Origin of the sequence: Streptomyces sp. 150FB (assembly GCF_000818195.1) — a bacterium.
In the GTDB taxonomy this organism is placed as follows: domain Bacteria; phylum Actinomycetota; class Actinomycetes; order Streptomycetales; family Streptomycetaceae; genus Streptomyces.
Window position 1 is genome coordinate 9273643 of record NZ_JTHL01000001.1, and the last position, 19193, is coordinate 9292835.

Consider the following 19193-nt stretch of genomic DNA (forward strand, 5'->3'; position numbering starts at 1 on the left):
GAAGAGGCGTGCTGATTTCAAGAGGCCCGGCCGCACCCCGACCCCGGCCGACCGGCGGCCCGGGCTGTGCCGCCGGCCCGGGACAGACGTGTGTCGAGCAGCGAAAGTGCAGCTCAGCGAGGTGGTGCGTGGTTCGTGCGGGCGACCGTGCGGATGGGATCGCGATGCGATACCTGGCCCGTCCTTCTCGCGTCCACCGGACGGCGCGGCAGGATCACCGGACGGGAGAAAAAGTTGAAACGATGGTAATCGGGGGGCGGCGCTCAGGCTTCCGCCCCTCCCGGGGTCGTCGCGGGAAAGGCGCCGCCGACCGTCTCGCCCCGTGGGTCGACCGCGAACGCGGCCGGGTCCAGGTCCGGCGCGAAAGTCTCGGCGTCGTCGAGCGGCCGGTACCCGAGCGCGTCCCCTCCCGAGGTCGACCACCAGCGGCGCGTGTTGGCGGATACGCCCCACACGGGACGGCAGCCCGCGACCGGCGCCCGTAGCGAGGCTTCGACGAGGCGGCAGAAGTCGGCGGGCGACAGCCAGGTCGACAGCATCCGCGGCGACGTCGGCCGCTCGAAACAGGAACCGATCCGCAGGAGCACGACCTCTGTCCCGTATTGGTCGGCGTGGAACGTGCCGAGCGCTTCCATGGCGGCCTTCGTCACCCCGTAGAGCGAATCGGGTCGGCAGTCGACGTCGTCCGGGAGAGGTTCGCCGGTCGTACGGCGCCGGAATCCGACGGCGTGGTTACTGCTGGCGATCAGGACCCGCCGGACCCCGGCGTGGGCGGCGGCGTCGAGCAGGTTGCTCGTGCCGCCCACGTTGACCGGTATCAACCGGTCTCGCGTCGCGGCGGCGTTGTTGGACACGCCGCCCAGATGCAGTATGGCGTCGACGCCACGACACGCGGCCGCGGTCTGCTCGCGATCGGTGACGTCCAACCGCTGCCAAGTGACCCCCGCCGGGGGCGTCTCGGGGAACTCGGGGTGCGGGTCGGCCGGCACCGTCAGATCGGTGAGCCGCAGCCGCCAGCCTTCCGGTGGACGACGCGTCAGGAACCGGCCGAGCATGCCGGCGGCTCCGGTGACCAGCAACGTGGGAGGTGTGGGCTTCATCGTGGCCTCATGTCTGTGGGCTGGGCAATACCGGTCCGAGGGGATTCGCGTCCTGCCGCCGCGAGTGCGGGGCCGGCCATTTGGGACAGGATGCTGCCTCTGTCCGTGGCCGGCTGTCCATGTATCGATTCAATCGAGCGGGGGTGTCGGTCCTGATCTCCGGCTCGCCCGACCTCCGGGAGCGTCGTCGTATACGGTGTCCCGCCGTGGCGGTTCCGTCGGCGCGGGATCGATGGCCGAGAGGCGCGTACGTCAAGAAGTTGCGGTGTCAGAAGGCTTCCTGACGGTTGTTTGTCGCCGCACCTCGTCGGACCTTCCGGTTGTCGGCTGCGTGCGGATCGCGGAGAGAGGGCCTGGCGCCCGGTTCTTCGCAGCCCTAAATCGTTTCAACAAGTCCCTTGACGCCGCACAACGGACGCCGTAGCGTCCCAGCGCATCTAGCGTGATGAACAGAGTTCACATGGATGGAATGAGACACCATGCTGTCCGAAATCGCTTGGGCCACCATCGTGGATGTGTCCGCCCAGACTTTCCGTACCACCACGAAGCTGGTGCACGATGCGGACGGGCACGCGCACCCCGGAAGTGAACGGACCGTCACGCACGCTCTCCTCACCATTGTGGACAGTGACGGACATCGGGGTCGCGTTCTGGTCGACGAGGCGCATGTCGGCGAGGCGCGGCTGCAGAAGACGATCCGGCCGGTGCTGCTCGGCCAGGACCCGCTCAACCGGGCCCGGTTGTGGCACGAGTTGGCCCGGCGGCAGCGCGGGAGCGCGGGAACACTCAACGACAGGACGCTCGCGGCCGTCGAGCAGGCATTGTGGGATCTGGCCGGCCACAGGCTGGGACTGCCGGTGTGGAAGCTGCTCGGAGGTATGCGCGACAAGGTACCGGCCTACGGGAGCACGATGTGCGGCGATGAGATCCCGGGCGGCTTGTCCAGTCCGGAGGACTACGCCGCCTTCGCCGAGCGGCTCGTCGCGGACGGGTACCACGCCATCAAGCTGCACACCTGGATGCCGCCGGTGTCCTTCGCGCCCAGTGTGGCCATGGACATCCGCGCCTGTTCCGCCGTCCGGGAAGCGGTCGGACCGGACGTCCCGCTGATGCTCGACGCGAATCACTGGTACAGCAGATCCGAGGCGCTCGAACTCGGCCGCGCGCTCGACAGGCTGAACTTCTACTGGTTTGAGGAGCCGATGGAGGAGCATTCCACCCAGTCCTACCGGTGGTTGGCCGAACAGCTCGACACCCTCGTCATAGGGCCCGAGAGCGTCGAGGGCCGGATGCACGCCCGTGCGGAATGGATCGCCGCCAACGCCTGCGACATCCTCCGGGTCGGCGTGCACACCGCCGGCGGTATCGGCCCGGCGCTCAAGACCGTCCATCTCGCCGAGGCATTCGGCATGGACTGCGAGATGCACGGCGGCGGCGCCGGCACGCTGGCAGTACTGAGCGCGGTCGCCAACAGCCGCTGGTACGAACGTGGGTTGCTGCACCCTGCCTATGACTTCGACGAGGTACCTCCACATCTGAACCGGGCGACCGCACCCATCGACGCCGAGGGCTATGTCCACCTCGGCACCGATCCGGGGCTCGGGGAGAGCCTGAACCTCGAGTACATCGAGGCCGAGACAGTCCGGTCATGGTGACCGGTCCCCGCTGACGCGGAGCCCCCGCCCCGATTCCTCCGTCTGCTTTCGGCGGCTCTTCCCGCCTCCCGGGCCACGCCCACCACGCGTACCCCGCCCGCGCCTTTACGTGATTGAAGGAGACCTCCATGGACAAGCCAGTCAGGGACATGTCCAGACGAACCGCCATCGGTGTCGTCGGTGGTACCGCGGCTACCGCCGCCTGGATGACCGGTGGCGTGGCGTGGGCGGACGCCGGCCCCGCGACGACGCCGCGGGAGGAGCCGTCCGGCACTCCGGTTCGGTTGCTGTTGAACGGGAGGGAGGCCGTGGCCGGCAGTCATTCCTTTCCGGACGCGGTGGATACCGTCGTACTCGACAACGGTCTCGTTCGGTTCACCTTCGGGCGCGATGATCTGAACGGTGTGTATTCGGGAACCGTGGGCGTCTCGATCGCCGCGGTCTCGGTCGTTGTCGACGGCGTGGAGCTCGGCCACAACCTGAACGGCTCCAAGCCGCAGGACGACGGCAAGGCCCCGTCGTTCTACGTGGACGACTCGGGCGGCAAAACCCGGCTGATCTGCACCGAGGTCCGGGTGGTGCGGGTCGGCCCGGAACTGGTCGAGGTCGCGTTCGTCGACAACACGAGCACGCCACTGCAGCATGAGCATCACCTGATCATGCGCAGCGGCCGCCGCGGCCTCTACGGCTACGACATCCTCACGGCTGTCGCGCCGACAGCCATCAACGAGGTTCGGATGAACTCGCGTTGGGACCGGTCGATCTTTGACCACTCCTTCAACTGGGAGCGCGGCAAGGGCCAGCAGCCGACCTACCAGTACCTGAATACGCAGCAGATGCTGCAGGACGAGACCTGGCGGATCGACGGCGTCAACAACCCGGATCTCCCCGCTCCCGACAGCAACTCGGGGAACCTGCCGGCCGGTACGGCGTACAGCAAGTACGAATGGAGCCTGTACCACCACGAGAATCCGATGTGGGGTCATTACGGCCACGGCTTCGGGGTCTGGTTCACACCGCTGGGCGGCATCACGGACCAGACGCTCAGCGCGTTCTACGGCGTCGGCCCGACCCACCAGGACCTCGCGATCCACCAGGACGCGACCATCCTCAACTACTTCGGCGCGAACCACTACGGCCTTCCCGCCTATCCGCTGACCACGGGCTACCGCCGGCTGTACGGGCCGTGGCTGACGTATTTCACCGTCGGGGACGAGTCGGACCCGGACGCGGTGATCGCCGACGCGGCCAAGATCGCCGGTCAGGAGATCGCGGAGAACCGCGCGGGAGCCGGCTGGATCGACGACGCGCTGTACCCGACGCCCGCCGAGCGCTGCACCGTATCGGGCCGGGTCCGGATCACCGACGGCAGGCCCGCGGGTGACCTGTGGGTCCTGCTCTCGACTCAGGACGTCGACGACGTCTACACCATCCACGAGCCGACCTACTTCGTGAAAACCGACGCCGACGGCCGCTTCCGGCTCCCGGGCATACCCCCGGCGAGGCTGCCCGGTACCACCACAGCCGGTACCTACACCCTCTACGTCTTCGCAGCCGGCGGCTCCATCGTCGACCAGCACAAGCAGACCGGCATCACCGTAAAGGGCAGGACCACGGACCTGGGAAACATCACGTGGACACCCGCGAGCCGGACCACCCATCTCTGGCAGATCGGCTCCAGTGACCGGCGCAGTGGCGAGTTCGCGCTGGCCACCCATCCGATTGAGCACGTCCACCCGCGCGACTACGACAAGCCGTCCCGGGTCCCCGGCGACCTGACGTTCACCATCGGCGAGAGTTGGGAGCCCACGGACTGGTACTACGCGCAGACCAACCCGGGCACCTGGACCATCGACTTCACCCTCGACCGCCCGTACGACGGCACGGCGCACCTCACCGTCGCCACGTCCATGCAGCAAGGCAAGCCGCCCACCGTCGCCGTCAACGGATCCAGCACCGTGGTGACCAACTCCCTTCCGAGCCAGAACGATTCGACCATCAGCCGGCAGACCGACCGCAGCGGGTACTTCCGGCAGACCGTCCTGACCTTCCCCGCCGACGCGCTGAAAGTCGGCCACAACAGCATCACGCTCACCCGTGGGGGAACGAGCGCCGCCGGCGACGGTCTGGGCTGGGACACGTTCGTTTTGGAGGTCGCGGAGCCGAAGGCTCCGGCGGTGGCGAAGTTGCGGGCGGACGTGATGGACATCTCGGAGGCGTCGGGTGCCGCGGTCTGTACGGTCCGGGTGACCAACAAGGGCCGTGGTGCCGCCCAGGACGTGCGGTTGACGGGTGTGGCGCTTCAGGGTCGTTGGGGCACTCGGCAACCGGTCGCGGTGTCGGGTCGTGACCCGCGGCGGTTCCCGGTGCCGGTCGTCGCGGCGCTCGCCCCCGGCGCATCGGCCACCTTCCAGGTGACCACGGACCTGAACGATCACCCGGGCGTCGACCCGCGGTCCTTCGTCGTGAGCCTCAGCGCGAACGGCGGCCGCGCGACGACCAGCACCACCGGCCGGTCCCACTGACCCCGCTTTCCCGGTAACGACTTGTATCCCGGCTCCGATTCACTCGGCGTCTCCCCTCTCCCACAGGAGTTCCTTTCATGAGAGTTCGTCTCACCACCCCGCGCCGTTCCCGCCGAATGCGATCGGTCGCTGTCGCCGCCACCGTGGTCGCCGCCATGTCCCTGACCGCGTGCGGTGGAGGTGACGACTCCGCCGACGGAGGAAAGGTCAAGCTGTCCTTCTCCTGGTGGGGCGACGCCTCTCGCGCCAAGGCCACCGAGAAGGCCATCGCGATCTTCGAGAAGGAGAACCCGAACATCACGGTCAGCACCCAGTACGCGACCTTCGGTCCGTACAACCAGAAGCTGGCCACGCAGATCGCCGGTGGCGGCGCGCCCGACCTCATGCAGATCGACTGGGGCAACCAGAGCCAGTACGCCCAGAGCAACACACTCCTGAACCTCTCCTCGGGTCCCGGCACGGTCGACCTGTCCGGCCTCGACCCGAAGTTCGCCGGCAGCGGCAAGGACGGCGCGAAGCAGGTCGCGGTGCCGTTCGGCCAGACCGCCCAGAGCTTCGTGGTGGACACCACCAAGCTCCAGGCGCTCGGTGTTGCCGTGCCGAAGGCCGGCTGGACCTGGCAGGACCTGGCGGACTTCGCCAACCAGGTTCACGCCAAGTCCGACGGGAAGGTCGCCGGCATCACCGACCCGGGTACGACGTGGGCGGCGTTCCAGTCCTGGATGCTCCAGCGCGGCAAGGAGCTCTACACGGCCGACGGCAAGCTCGGGTTCTCCCAGAGCGACCTCGCCGGCTTCTGGACCTTCTGCGACGGCCTGCGCAAGTCCGGTGGCGCGACGGCGGCCAACCTCACGGCCACGCTCGCCTCAGGCCCTGCCGAGGATCCGCTGGCCAAGGGCAGCGCTGCCGCCGAATGGGACTACGACAGCATTTACGCCAGCCACTCCGCCGCGACCAAGGACAAGCTGGCGCTGGTTTCGCTGCCGACCGCCGACGGGAAGACCGGCATGTACGCCAAGCCGTCCATGCTGCTGTCCGTCTACGCCCGCTCCCAGCACCCGAAGGAAGCGGCCAAGCTGCTGAGCTTCCTGGTCAACGACTCCAAGGCGGCCACCACGCTGGGCACCAGCCGCGGCCTGTTCCCCAACCTCACCGTGCGCAAGCAACAGGCAGCCGCGTCCACCGGGATCGACAAGGTCGTGTCCGACTACGGAACCGCGAGCGCGCCGCTGCTCAGCGCCACCCCGACCGCCCCGCCCAAGGGCGACGGACAGTTGATCGTCCTGATGCAGCGGATCTACGGAGGCGTCAGCTTCGGCCAGCAGAGTCCGGCCGCCGGCGCGGCCTCGTTCATGCAGCAGGCCAAGCAAATACTGGCGCAGTGACGGCCTGACCCGCCAAGGGCCTGACGAAGGAGTTATGCCGGTGAGTTTGACGGCCAACCTCGAAAAGCCGGTCCCGGCACTGCCGGGACCGGGTAAGCGCAGCACCACCCGGAACAAGAGTTTCGCCGATCGCACCGCCGGATACGTCTTTCTGCTGCCCTGGTTCGTCGGGCTCGCTGTATTCACCGTCGGTCCGCTGGTGTACTCGCTCTACCTCTCGTTCACCGACTACAACCTTCTGCAGTCGCCGAAGTGGATCGGCTTCGCGAACTACCATCAGATGTTCACCTCCGACCCCCGGTTCTTCCATTCCGTGCGCGTCACCCTCATCTACGTGGTTGTGGTGACACCCGTGAAGCTCGGGCTCGCGCTCGCCGTCGCGGTGCTGCTGAACCGCAAACGGCGCGGCACGGGCGCCTATCGCTCGCTGTTCTACCTGCCGTCACTGCTCGGCAGCAGCGTCGCTGTGGCCCTGGTATGGCGCTCGCTGTTCGCCCAGGGCGGCGCCGTGAGCAATGGACTCGCCTCGCTGGGTCTGCCGAAGACGGACTTCATCAACAACCCGACGTGGTCGCTGCCGGCCATCATCCTGCTGGCCTGCTGGCAGTTCGGCGCGCCCATGGTGATCTTCCTCGCGGGCCTCAAGCAGATACCGTCCGAACTGTACGACGCCGCCGACGTCGACGGCGCCGGAAAATGGACCAGGTTCTGGCACATCACGCTTCCTCTGCTGTCGCCGGTCATCTTCTTCAACGTGCTCCTGGAGACCATCAACTCATTCCAGGCGTTTACACCCGCATTCGTCATCAGCGGCGGAACCGGCGGCCCCGCCGACTCGACGCTCTTCTACACCTTGTACCTGTACCAGAAGGGCTTCACCGACTTTCAGTTCGGCTACGCGTCGGCCATGGCATGGGTCCTGCTGGCCACGGTCGCGGTCCTGACCCTGCTGATGTTCCGCGTCTCCAGGGTCTGGGTCTTCTACGGTGACGGAGGAACCCGATGAACGACCGCACTCCGACGGCGGAACGCCCGCTGCCGGTGGTTTCCAGGCAGGGGTCGGCGAAGCGGCCCGGCCGGACGTTCCTGTGGCATCTGCTCGTCATCGCCGTCCTGGCCGTTCTCGTGTATCCGGTCATCTGGATGCTCGGAACGTCGTTCAAGCCCGCGACCGAGATCGTCACGTCCAACCGGCCCTGGCCGCTGCACTGGACGCTGCACAATTTCCCGGACGGCTGGAACGCCAATCCGGGTGTGACGTTCGGGCGCTTCTTCGTGAACTCCCTGTTCATCTCGGCATGCGCCGTGGTGGGCACGCTCTTCTCCTGCTCGCTCGCCGCGTACGCCTTCAGCAGGCTGGCCTTCCGGGGGCGTTCGGTCCTCTTCGCCGGAATGGTGGCGACAATCCTGCTGCCTTACCACGTCCTGATCGTTCCGCAGTACGCTATCTTCAAGCAGTTCGGCTGGATCAATACCGACCTTCCGCTGATCGCTCCGAAATTCCTGGCGACCGAGGCGTTCTTCATCTTCCTCATGGTCCAGTTCATGCGCGGCATTCCACGGGAAATCGACGAGGCCGCCCGGATCGACGGCTGCGGTCCCTACCGGACGTTCTTCCACATCCTGCTGCCGCTGACTCGGCCGGCCATGATCACCAGCGCGATCTTCAGCTTCATCTGGACGTGGAACGACTTCTTCACCCAACTCGTCTACCTCAATGACACGGACAAGTTCACCGTGCCGATCGGACTGTCACTGTTCGTCGACCAGACGGGCATGACCTCCTACGGCCCGATGATGGCCATGTCGATCCTGGCGCTTCTGCCGGTCTTCCTCTTCTTCCTCGCCTTCCAGCGACTCCTGGTGGACGGCGCCACGTCGAGCGGACTGAAGGGATGAGCCGGATGTCCACGGACCGCCCGGCGGCCCCCCGAGGGCGGCCGCTCCCTGGCACGAGACCGCTTCCTGAGCGCGGGGAACACGTACGTGTGGCCGCCGAGACGATGGCCGTGGGAGCGCTGTTCGTGCTGTTCTCGCTGCCGGTTGTCACCGCGGGGGCCTCCTGGTGCGCCGCCGCCGAGGTCGTGGCCGGCTGGCACCGCGGGCGTGAACTGCCGCTCCTGCGTACGTTCATGAGAGTGGTCCGTCGCGACCTGCGCGCCGGACTTGCCCTGGAGTTCATCGTGCTGGCCGTTCTCGCCGCGACCTGGTTCGAGGTTCATGTGGTGCTGACCTCGCGGATGCCGGGATACCCGGTGGAGGCGGCGGCACTGACGCTGCTGGGGTCCGGCGCCGTGTCGCTCGTCCTTCTCACGGTCGCCCGCCGGGCCGCCACCGGAACCTCGTGGCGGACGGCGATCCGTGCCGCGGCCGACCGGGCCCGAGCCGTGCCGTCAACCGTACCGCTGGTGCTCGCCGGTCTGGCCTGCGTGATCGCGCTGGTCGCCGTGATACCCGCCTTCGGCGGCTTCATGGCGGGACCACTGGCCTACGCGGTCTCCGCCGTGGTCGCCCGTGAGGCGGCCGAATGACGGGCGGCCGGAGGTTCGTTCTCCCCCTTTCCCTCCATCCAGGCCCCACGACGCGGAGTTGATGGCTGTGTCCTCATCTGTCCATCCGGAAGCACGGCGCCTGAAGGCCGCCATCGTCGGGACGGGGAGCATCGCCAGAGAGGCGCACCTGCCCGCCCTCCAGGAGCTGCAATCCGACGTCGAGACCGTCGCCGCCTTCGACATCGACACCGACGCGGTGGCGGCGTTCTGCGCGGACGGTTCCATCCCGCACGCGTACACCGACTACGACACCATGCTCACCGAGCAGCGCCCCGACTTCGTCGTCATCTGCACGCCCCCCGCCGTCCACCGCGAGCAGACCGTCGCCGCACTGCGAGCGGGGGCGTGGGTGCTGTGTGAGAAGCCCCCTTGTCCGTCGCTGGCGGACTTCGACGCCATCGAGGCGGCGGAGGGCGCCGGAGGACCGTATGCGGCGATCGTCTTCCAACACCGCTTCGGGTCGGGGGCCGGCCATGTGCGGAACCTCCTCGCGGAGGGCGCCATGGGCAGGCCGCTGGTCGCACACTGCCAGACCACCTGGTACCGGGACGCGGCCTACTTCGCCGTGCCGTGGCGGGGCCGGTGGGAGACCGAGGGCGGCGGCCCGACCATGGGCCACGGGATCCACCAGATGGACCTGCTGCTCGACCTGCTCGGGCCGTGGTCCGAGGTGCGTGCCATGGCGGGGCGTCTGGTGCACGACGTGGAGACCGAGGACGTCTCCACCGCGCTCGTACGGTTCGAGAACGGCGCCATGGCGACCGTCGTCAACAGCGTCCTGAGCCCGGACGAGGTGAGCCGCATCCGCATCGACTGCGAGCGCGCCACCGTCGAACTCACCCATCTGTACGGGTACTCCAACGCGAACTGGCGGATCACCCCCGCCCCCGGTGTGTCCCCCGAGGAGGCCGGTGCCTGGCGCGACATGGGCGAGGATGTGCCCAGTTCACACCTGGCACAGATGCGCTCCTTCGTCGCGGACGTGGCAGCGGGACGCAGGCCCGCGAGCAGCGGCGCGGGCGGCCGGACAAGCCTCGAACTGATCGCCGGACTGTACAAGTCCGCCTTCACCGACACCACGGTCCACGCGGGCGAGATCGGCCCCGGTGACCCGTTCCACCGTTCCCTGCACGGCGGGGCGCCCGGCTGGGCCCCCGCGGGCGCCGCCGAAGAGGTCTCCCTGTGAGCGGACCCGCACTCGCCCTTACCCACACGCACGGCGACCGTATCGACGTGTCGGCGGGCGGAACAGGACTGCTGTCGTACGTGTACTGGCCCGAAGCGGCCTTCGAGGCTCCGAAGCCCTACCTGCATCCCCTGCGGACCCTTTCGGGCGGCGTGGTCACCGACTACCGGCCGAACGACCACCGTTGGCACAAGGGCCTCCAAATGACGGCCTCGCACCTGTCGGGGCAGAACCTGTGGGGTGGCAACGTCTATGTGCGCGGAAAGGGCTACCTCGAACTGCCGGAGCTGGTCGGCTCGATGACCCACGAGCGGTTCGACGAGGTGCGCGCCGACGAGTCCAGAGCAGTGATCGCCCAGCGGCTCGCCTGGCGCAACCACGACGGGGACCACTGGGCGGAGGAGGCCCGCACGGTGGAGGTCCACGATGTCGACGCCCGCGCCGGCGCGTGGTCCCTGACCTGGAGCAGCGCGATCACCAACCGGCGGGACGAGCCGCTGCGCTTCGGCAGCCCCACCACGGAGGGGCGCGAGCTGGCGGGGTACACGGGGATGTTCTGGCGCGGCCCGCGGTCCTTCCGTGACGGACGTGTCCTCGCGCCCCAGGGAGAAGGGCCGGAGCTCATGGGCGAGCAGGCCGCGTGGCTGGCCTTCAGCGGGGAGTTCGACGGCCGCGACGGGTTCGCCACCCTGGTCTTCGCGCACGCGCCCGAGAACGATCACACCGGGCTGGGCGGCGCGCATCCCGCGCACTGGTTCGTACGCAACACCCCGTTCGCCGCGGTAGCACCGTCGTGGGCCTTCCACGACGAACTGGTACTGCCTCCCGGCGACACGCTCGCCCGGCGTTACCGGGTCGTGGTCGCGGACGGCAGGTGGGAGAGGGAAGCGATCGCCTCGTATCTCGCAGGGCAGTCCTGGTAGGTTCTCGCAGCCCGAAACGGTCCCTCGGCAGATCCGGTGCTGCCCGGGTCGGTGGATTAATACAGTCCTGTTCGGAATTCTGCGCTGGGTTCGTCTCCGATATCGCACGCCAGTCATGTCGTGTGCTCTTGGACGGTGGTCATCAGCGAGGACGGTATTACGAGGGGCCGGTGGCAGCGCGCAGAGTCAGCCCGATGCCGACGATTGGCCTGGCGAGCACAGCGATGGCCGTCGCGTGGCCGTGAACGCCCGGCGGAGCGTCTCTGTGGTGCTGCGGTGGCGGGATTTGATGCCCGTGCTCAGGGGGCGCCCGTGTGTCCTCACCGTGGTGATGACCGTGGCCGTGATGGTGGCCGTGGCCGTGTGCGGGTCTGTTTCGAGGACTGCGGAGCGCAGCAGCCACAGGCCGATGGCGGTGACCAGGAGGTCACCGCCAACAGGATCACAAAGCCCTGCTCAGCGAGTGGAAGATCCTTCGACCCGCGCCGCTAGCGGTCGTGGCCTCGGTCCGAGAAACAGCCGCAGTCCGGACACCTCGACATCCACGTCGTCGATCCCGTCGAAACACGAGCCAGTCCCAGAACGATGCGTCGGTCAGCATGACCAGCACCGTCACGGTCCACAGTCGACCACGACAGCGACGGCAAGGGTTTGACGAAGCGTCATGTCCGGCTGCCGGGACGGTAAAACGTACGCGGTCTCACGCGACGCCGCCCGGCACAGGCGGCGTCGCGTCGCGGGGGACACATGGCACGCCCTTGGTCGTGCGGGTGGGCGCCGGCGAGATCTCGCGTCGAGCTGTCACCGCTCGCTGTGGGAACCACACGCGCGGCATCCCGTCGCAGTGAGGCCGCGGAGGCGAAGACACCTGTGGGTGGGGCAGGGCAGCCGGTATTCCACAGCAGGCTCCCACCGTCATCGCATCCCCGGATCGTCCGGCGGCGCGGGGGCCGATTCGGTCGGAAATCGGTGTCACCGCGACAGCGGCCATCGTGCCGTACACTCTGTACGACACGATGTATGGCAAGATTGTTGACGCGCCGCAGGCCAGTGTTCCCAAGTGGGTGGGCGTGTGTGTAAGGCGCCCCACTCGGCGACCGCGTCCCCGATAGGTGAAGGTCGGTAATAGCTGCAAACCGTGAAGAGAAGGATTTTTTATGGCTGTTGAGCCACCACGCCGACCCCGTCGCCCCTGACGAATGCGGCGTGCCCCTCGCCGTTACCGTTCACTTCGATGATCTTGACCCTTTCAGCATGTTGCACAACACCTGCTACGCGCTGTTGGTCGAACGGACCTGCGACGGCCCTGGTGTCACGACGGACACCCATGGCACACGCACCGTCGTGGCCCGGGATCCCAGCACGATGCGCCCCGCCGAGATCTCGGATCGTGCGAGGTCGGCGTGGCGGCAGATCGAGCGGCCAAAGCTCGTGCCGGTCACTGCCTGACCCGCACCCTCCGGCTTCACCTGAGCGGAACCGGTCCGGCAGAGGTCCGGCGTCGTCGCCCTCAGGCTGCGACTGGTGCCGGATGACGCCACGGAGCGGGTCTCGTCCGTCGCGTTTCCGATACAGACACCCACTCATACCCACCCCACTCAATCGAGAAGGAAATACCGCGTGTCACTCCTATCAACACCCTTCCACCCCAGGGCCACTGCTGCGGATGTCCTGGCCGGTGTGGACCTGACCGGACAGCGCATGATCGTTACGGGCGGCGCTTCCGGGCTGGGTACGGAGACGGTCCGCGCTCTTGCCGGTGCCGGTGTCCGGGTCACGGTCGCCACGCGCGATCCAGGCCACGCGAAGGCTCTCACCGAGGAGTTCGCCGGCGTCGACGTCGCGGCGCTCGACCTCGCCGACCTGGCCTCGGTGCGTACGTTCTGTGACGGGTGGGAAGGTCCCGTGGACGCGATCGTCGCCAACGCGGGCGTTATGGCCCTGCCCACACACCAGAAGAACCCGCAGGGCTGGGAGCTGCAGCTCGCGACTAACTACCTTGGCCACTTCGCCCTGGTCACCGGCCTGCGGCCGGCCCTCCAGGCTGCCGGGCAGGCGCGCGTGGTCATGGTCAGTTCCGGCGCTCACCTCATGGGCGGCTTCGATTTCGATGATCCCCAGTTCGTGCGACGCCCGTACGACCCCTTCGCGGCGTACGCACAGTCCAAGACCGCGGACGTGCTGCTGGCCGTCGGGATCAGCCACAGGTGGGCCGACGACGGGATACGTGCCAACGCCTGCGCCCCCGGCTTCATTCACACCAACCTGTCACGCCACATCCCCATGGAGACCATGCAGGCCATGGGGGCCATGGATGCCGACGGGAATCTGATCACGCACGACTACTTCAAGACACCGGGACAAGGGGCCGCCACCTCCGTGCTGCTGGCCGCATCGCCCCTGCTGGAGGGCGTGACCGGACGCTACTTCGAGGACAACCAGGAGTCGGCAGTCGTGCCGGGAGGTCCTGGCGCCACGACGGGTGTGGCCGATTGGGCCGTGGACCCCGCGGCGGCGGATCGCCTCTGGGACTACGCGCTTCCCCTCGTGAACGAAGCACTGCAGGGCGTGGGTTCGAGGTAAATTCGCCACCTCCCAGGTCGGGCGGCGTTTGAGCCGCGCAAGGGCAGGACGGACAGTCGTCCCTCCGCGGGACGTACGCGCGACCGCTCGGCGCGAGGACGGACGTGTCTCGCCAGGTGAGCGCGTGTTCGCGAAAGGCTCCGCACCTCGGGCGCCCCGCTTCTTCCCTGTCCGGCCGCCCTGGGTGTGAGCGCCCCCGCATCAGCCCACGCAGGAGCACAACGACACGGTGAGTCCCGGGCCACGCACGCGTGTGACGGTCGGGGGTCCCGGCAACTGTGCGGGAAGCAGCGGCAATTCAGTCCACCGCAAGGGGGCAGGTGAGCACCCAAGTCGGCGTGCTGTTTTCGCCGACGGCACACCTGCCCCTGCTGAATGATGGGATTCCCATGTACTCCGTCTTGGAAACTGCTGTCGGCCACGTCGTCGGCGCCCTCGAGACGACAACCGACGCGACCGGCGTCACGTTCCACCGCACACCTGCCACCGCGAGAGCGCGGATGGCCGACGACTACTTCGATCTCATGAGCGCTGTGCCGTCGGGCGTACGCCTTGAGGCACTCACCGACACGTCCGTGTTCGAGTTCGACGTCGAGCTCACACGTGATCTGCTTCCCGACACGACGTCCCCCGGGAGCACGTTCGACCTGGTGGTCGACGGGGTGCTCCAGGAACCGGTGCGCGCGACTGAGAACCTCGTCATCGTTGATCCCGTCACGCTTGAGACGCAGTTCCATCCCGCCGGGCCCACCACTCTGCGCTTCGAACTCGGTGAGGGGGCCGCGGACCGCCGGGTCGAGATCTGGTTCCCCGCGTCCTCGATGCTCAAGCTGCTCGACGTGCGGATCGCCGCGGGGACGTCACTGCGACCGGCGCCGGTCGGTGCCCCGCTCTGGGTGCACCACGGCAGTTCGATCAGCCAGTGTTCGCAGGCCGACCGGCCCACGGAGACGTGGCCGGCGATGGTCGCCCGCGAGACCGGCAGGTCCCTGCTGAACCTCGGAATCGGCGGACACTGCCAACTCGACCAGTTCATGGCCCGTACTGTTCGTGACCTGCCCGCGAGCGCGATCAGCCTCGAACTCGGCACGAACGTAGTCAACTTCGACACCATGCGCGAACGCACCTTCGCCTCGGCATTCCACGGTTTCCTCGACACCGTGCGTGACGGACATCCCAACACGCCCATCGCGATCGTGACGCCGGTCATCTGCCCGGTCGCCGAGCAGCAGCCCGGGCCAACGCTTTTCGATGCCAATTATCAGATGCGTACCATCGAGCGCCCCGCAGAGCTCGCCGCTGGAGCGCTCAGTCTGACGCGTGTCCGCGAACTGCTTGTGCGAGAGGTCGACATCCGCATCAAGGAGGGCGACACCAATCTCAGTGTGATCGATGGACTCGCGCTCTTCGGAGCGGACGATGTCAAGGACATGACGGATGGCCTACACCCCAACGCCGCCGGCTACCGGAGGATGGCCGGACGCTTCTTGGCCCTCGCCGGCGGGCTCGATGGTCCACTCGGCTGAAGCAAGGGCGGGGCAGGACGCACCTCGCGAGGAACTCAGCGATCGCCCAGCCGGTCGGACAGTGCTGCACGCTCGGCGTGCGGACGGACGCGGCCGTGCTCGGGAACCTCGACCGCCTCCGCACGCGCGTCCGGCAGGTACGCGGTCACATCGGCGTCCTCTTCGCCAACGCCTTCATCGTGGAACCCGCTCGTTGGTGGCCTCACCGAGGCCGGGGTGACCGCCACTTGAACATCAACATCAAGGGTCTCGTCGAGAAGGCCTTCCCGCTGATGCCGTGGCATCAGTGTCAACGCCGTCAGCCCCGGACGGCACTGAGAAGCCCGGTCTCGCGGGCCATGTCGAGCGGGATCGCCGCCTCGCCGTGGTGCTGCGGACATGTGTGCTCTGTTCCGCGAGAAGCCGTCATGCCGACACGCGTACAGCCCCCGACCCGCGTATCTCCTCCGGCGATCGCCGAATACCCCCTGGGGGTATCAGGTTGGGATGGGGGAGGCGACGACCTTCCCGCGCGGGCATCAGGAGAGGACGGCACGATGAATCACGTATCCGGCCACGGCCATGGCAATCACGACCACTCGGGACACACTGCAATGGGTGGCGCGCCCTGGCGGACGGCCGCGCGGGCCACGCTGCACTGCCTGACCGGCTGTGCGATCGGCGAGGTCCTGGGGATGGCCATCGGTACGGCGGCGGGCCTGAACAACGGTGCGACGGTTGTCCTCTCCGTCGCCCTGGCGTTCGTCTTCGGCTATGCGCTGACCATGCGCGGCGTACTACGGGCAGGGCTTTCGCGCCGTCAGGCGCTGAAGGTCGCTCTGGCCGCCGACACGCTCTCCGTCGCCGTCATGGAGATCATCGACAATACGGTCATGGTCGGCATCCCGGGTGCCATGAACGTCGGGCTGGTGGACGCCCTGTTCTGGAGTTCGCTCGCCGCTTCCCTGGTACTCGCCTTCTTGATCGCTACGCCGGTCAATCGGTGGATGATCGGCCGCGGCAAGGGTCACGCCGTCGTCCACGCGTACCACTGAACCTCCCCGCTTCGCCCGGGCGCAGCGACCGCCACGTGGCGGAGTTACGAGCCACCGCCTGCGGCGCCCGCCGTCGTCTGGAAGGCCCCGCAACCCCTGGCCGACGGCGCCGCCCAGGCGCTCGGCCGCTGGGCCAAGGCTCCGGCCGGTCCACGCAGCCCCGCTCAACGTGCCGCAAGCAGGCCGGAGATGGACGCCCCGTCCGTGGCGGCGGGCGAGAGCGCGCGGGTGGCGTGGCGACACGACAACCGGAACATGGTCTTTCGCCTTAAGGCCTTTACAGGTCGAGTGGAGTGCTGATAGAAAGTAAGCGTGAATTCGATTTTGGGCCTTACGAAACAGTGGCGTCATCGCCGTACAAGGAGCACGCACACCATGAACAAGATCATCTTGACCGCCGTGGGCGGGAACACCGACGAAACCGTCGCCCTCGTGCAGGAACCCACTCCCACCCCCGGCGCGGACGAGGTGCTCGTCGCCGTCGAGGCCGCTCCGGTCAACAACGCGGACCTGCTCTTCGCGGCTGGATGGTTCGGCGTCTACCCGCAGGTGCCCAATGCCATGGGAGCCGAGGGCGTCGGACGCGTGATCGCCGTGGGGGCCGGCGTGAGCAGCTCCCTCGTGGGCGAGCGAGTCCTTGTCCTGCCGACCTTCGTGCAGGGGACCTGGGCCGACCAGGTCGTCGTGCCGGTCAGCACCGTCGTTCCCGTGACCGGGAAGGCCGACCCGCTGCAGCTCGCCATGCTCCCGGTCAACCCCGCGACGGCGTATTCACTGCTCCACGACTACGTCGACCTGCGCGCCGGCGATTGGGTCGGCATCGACATGGCCAACTCCGCGGTCGGACAGTACGTCATCGCCCTGGCCAAGAAGGCCGGCGTCAACGTACTCGCCGTGGTGCGCCGCGAGGAAACCGTCCCGCTGGTGCGCGAGCTCGGCGCCACACTGGTGGTTGTCGACGGAGAGGACCTCGGCGACCGTGTCGCCCAGGCCCTGGACGGAAAGCAACTGCGCCTCCTGCTCGAAGGCGTTGGCGGCACCGAACCGCTTGAACAACTGGCACGTTCCGTCGAAGCGGGCGGCACCGTGGTCGCGTTCTCCGCCGCCACCGGCCAGTCTCCGGCCCTCCCCCTCGCTGACCTGATCTACCGAGGGGTTAGCCTGCGCTCCTTCTTCATCCTCAACTGGATCCGCACCACGCCGCGGGCGGAACTGGAGCGCATCTACGCCGAGCTTGCCGAACTGGTCGAGCAGAACGTCATCAACGCCACTGTCGAAGCGACCTATCCTCTCGCGAAGCATCAGGAGGCACTCGCACACGCCGCACGGACAGGACGCACCGGCAAGATCCTCTTCGTCCCCGCCGGAACCACCCGGTGACCACGCCGGAAGCCGGGGCGGGGGGACACACACCGCCGTCCCCGCCCCAGCTTCCGGACAGGCTCTCCCCGGCTCCCTTTCCGGTACGCGCGCGGGGAGTTGCTCGCGGCCCAATCCGCCATCCGTGCCGCCCGGGTGTCAGGTTCCCAGCTCGGCGGGGAAGCGCTTCGGCGTCGCCAGCACCCCCCGCGCACTGTTGAAGTCCGCGTCGGGTGGACTGCGCAACCTCCCCCATGCGGCCGAGATGTCTACTTTCTTCTACTATGCGGATCTGGGACCTGGAACGTGTTCATGGAGCTCCTGGTCCCGACGCTGACCGCTGCCTGAGTCGTGGCGTCCCGTCATCCCGAGGGTGGGAACCGTGATTGGACCCGTGCGGACCGGTCGCCGACAGCGACGGGCGAGCGCTGTACCCGACATCCTCACTGTTCGAGGGCGCGTTCGCAAAAGCGCCGTGGAGAGGAGTGGCGACAGTGGCGGTGGTGGTCGCCATCAACCGCGAGCGGTTCATGGACTCGGGCATGGTCCGGGTCATCGGGGAGGCCCGGTTCGTCGCGGAACGGACGGTGGAGGTCGCCCTGGAGGGCGGCGGGACCCGGGTCCTGCGCGGTGCGGACACGGTGATCAACACCGGGACCCGGCCCCGGATCCCGGACATCCCCGGGCTCGCCCAAGCCGGTGTGCTGGTGAGTGACACCCTGCTCGAACTCCGGCGCCTCCCGGATCGGTTGGTCGTGATCGGGGCCGGCCCGATCGGCCTGGAGTTCGCGGACATGTTCGCGGCCTTCGGCAGTGACGTCACGGTCGTGGCCACGCGGCAGCAGTTGCTGCCGCGTGCGGAGCCGGAGTTCGCGGACGCGGTCCGCCGGTTGTTGTCCGACCATGGTGTCACGGTGTTGTTGGGCCATGAGGTGACACGGGTGACGCGCGAGGCTGACGGTGCGCTGGCCGTGTCGCTCGCGGACGGCAGCCTGGTGTATGGAGATGACGTGCTGGTCGCGGTCGGCCATACCCCCGTGACCGAGGCGCTCGAACTGGACAGGGCCAAGGTGGTGCTGACCGGCGACGGTTTCATCGAGGTGGACGAGTACCCCGCTACGAGCGCCCCGCATACCTGGGCGGCAGGAGACGTGGCCGGCACCTCGCAGTTCACTCATGCGTCACTGGACGACTGGCGAGTACTGAAGACGAATCTTGCGGGCGGCCGACGTCCCACCCGGGACCGGTTGATCCCGCGCACAACGTTCTTGAGCTTCGACCTCGCGCATATTCCACGCGCCCGGACGATGGGGGAGACCTACGGAGTGTGGAAGGCCGTGATCGAGGCCGGCACCGGCCGGATCC

16 protein-coding genes are annotated in these 19193 nt (G+C 67.9%); 14 read left to right on the forward strand and 2 right to left on the reverse strand.

The genetic code is table 11. The annotated features are described in order from the left end of the window. Positions 1-263 precede the first annotated feature (263 nt). The gene (locus QR77_RS39675) at positions 264-1100 is read right to left on the reverse strand and encodes an NAD(P)-dependent oxidoreductase (protein ID WP_040026763.1); all 837 of its coding nucleotides are present in this window, start codon (positions 1098-1100) and stop codon (positions 264-266) included. Between the two features lie 479 nt (positions 1101-1579). Between QR77_RS39675 and QR77_RS39680 the strand changes: the two genes are divergently transcribed. The 11 genes from QR77_RS39680 (at position 1580) to QR77_RS39730 (ending at position 15435) form a co-directional block, all read left to right on the forward strand. Next, complete coding sequence (locus tag QR77_RS39680) at positions 1580-2755, forward strand: enolase C-terminal domain-like protein (RefSeq protein WP_078877690.1); 1176 nt, start codon at positions 1580-1582, stop codon at positions 2753-2755. A gap of 128 nt (positions 2756-2883) precedes the next feature. Next, positions 2884-5280, forward strand: coding sequence for a polysaccharide lyase family protein (locus QR77_RS39685; RefSeq protein ID WP_040026765.1), 2397 nt, complete (start codon positions 2884-2886; stop codon positions 5278-5280). A gap of 77 nt (positions 5281-5357) precedes the next feature. Next, complete coding sequence (locus QR77_RS39690) at positions 5358-6665, forward strand: extracellular solute-binding protein (RefSeq protein ID WP_078877691.1); 1308 nt, start codon at positions 5358-5360, stop codon at positions 6663-6665. A 34-nt stretch (positions 6666-6699) separates the two neighbouring features. After that, complete coding sequence (locus QR77_RS39695; protein ID WP_040026768.1) at positions 6700-7671, forward strand: sugar ABC transporter permease; 972 nt, start codon at positions 6700-6702, stop codon at positions 7669-7671. After that, complete coding sequence (locus QR77_RS39700) at positions 7668-8564, forward strand: carbohydrate ABC transporter permease (protein ID WP_078877692.1); 897 nt, start codon at positions 7668-7670, stop codon at positions 8562-8564. Before QR77_RS39695 ends, QR77_RS39700 begins: the two co-directional genes overlap by 4 nt. Before the next feature lie 89 nt (positions 8565-8653). Further along, positions 8654-9196 (forward strand): DUF624 domain-containing protein, encoded by a 543-nt coding sequence (locus QR77_RS39705; protein WP_040026769.1) that lies wholly within the window; start codon positions 8654-8656, stop codon positions 9194-9196. Positions 9197-9257: 61 nt separating this feature from the next. Next, complete coding sequence (locus tag QR77_RS39710) at positions 9258-10403, forward strand: Gfo/Idh/MocA family oxidoreductase (protein ID WP_040026770.1); 1146 nt, start codon at positions 9258-9260, stop codon at positions 10401-10403. After that, complete coding sequence (locus QR77_RS39715; RefSeq protein ID WP_040026771.1) at positions 10400-11326, forward strand: PmoA family protein; 927 nt, start codon at positions 10400-10402, stop codon at positions 11324-11326. Before QR77_RS39710 ends, QR77_RS39715 begins: the two co-directional genes overlap by 4 nt. 1164 nt (positions 11327-12490) lie before the next feature. Beyond that, positions 12491-12775 carry a hypothetical protein gene (locus QR77_RS39720; RefSeq protein ID WP_040026773.1) on the forward strand — a complete coding sequence of 95 codons (285 nt, stop codon included), beginning with the start codon at positions 12491-12493 and terminating at the stop codon, positions 12773-12775. Between the two features lie 171 nt (positions 12776-12946). Continuing rightward, the gene (locus tag QR77_RS39725) at positions 12947-13909 is read left to right on the forward strand and encodes an SDR family NAD(P)-dependent oxidoreductase (RefSeq protein WP_040026774.1); all 963 of its coding nucleotides are present in this window, start codon (positions 12947-12949) and stop codon (positions 13907-13909) included. A 278-nt stretch (positions 13910-14187) separates the two neighbouring features. Beyond that, positions 14188-15435 carry an SGNH/GDSL hydrolase family protein gene (locus tag QR77_RS39730; RefSeq protein ID WP_150130516.1) on the forward strand — a complete coding sequence of 416 codons (1248 nt, stop codon included), beginning with the start codon at positions 14188-14190 and terminating at the stop codon, positions 15433-15435. A 35-nt stretch (positions 15436-15470) separates the two neighbouring features. Here the strand turns inward: QR77_RS39730 and QR77_RS46300 are convergent, their stop codons facing one another. After that, complete coding sequence (locus QR77_RS46300) at positions 15471-15719, reverse strand: hypothetical protein (protein ID WP_150130517.1); 249 nt, start codon at positions 15717-15719, stop codon at positions 15471-15473. 309 nt (positions 15720-16028) lie between these two features. Here QR77_RS46300 and QR77_RS39735 point away from each other — a divergent pair, with 309 nt between their 5' ends. The 3 genes from QR77_RS39735 to QR77_RS39745 form a co-directional block, all read left to right on the forward strand. Next, positions 16029-16469 carry a DUF4396 domain-containing protein gene (locus QR77_RS39735; RefSeq protein ID WP_236711222.1) on the forward strand — a complete coding sequence of 147 codons (441 nt, stop codon included), beginning with the start codon at positions 16029-16031 and terminating at the stop codon, positions 16467-16469. 375 nt (positions 16470-16844) lie between these two features. Then, positions 16845-17849, forward strand: coding sequence for a zinc-dependent alcohol dehydrogenase family protein (locus tag QR77_RS39740; RefSeq protein ID WP_040026778.1), 1005 nt, complete (start codon positions 16845-16847; stop codon positions 17847-17849). Between the two features lie 464 nt (positions 17850-18313). Further along, positions 18314-19193 (forward strand): NAD(P)/FAD-dependent oxidoreductase (locus QR77_RS39745; RefSeq protein ID WP_160311009.1); only part of this gene is annotated, 880 nt, incomplete at its 3' end.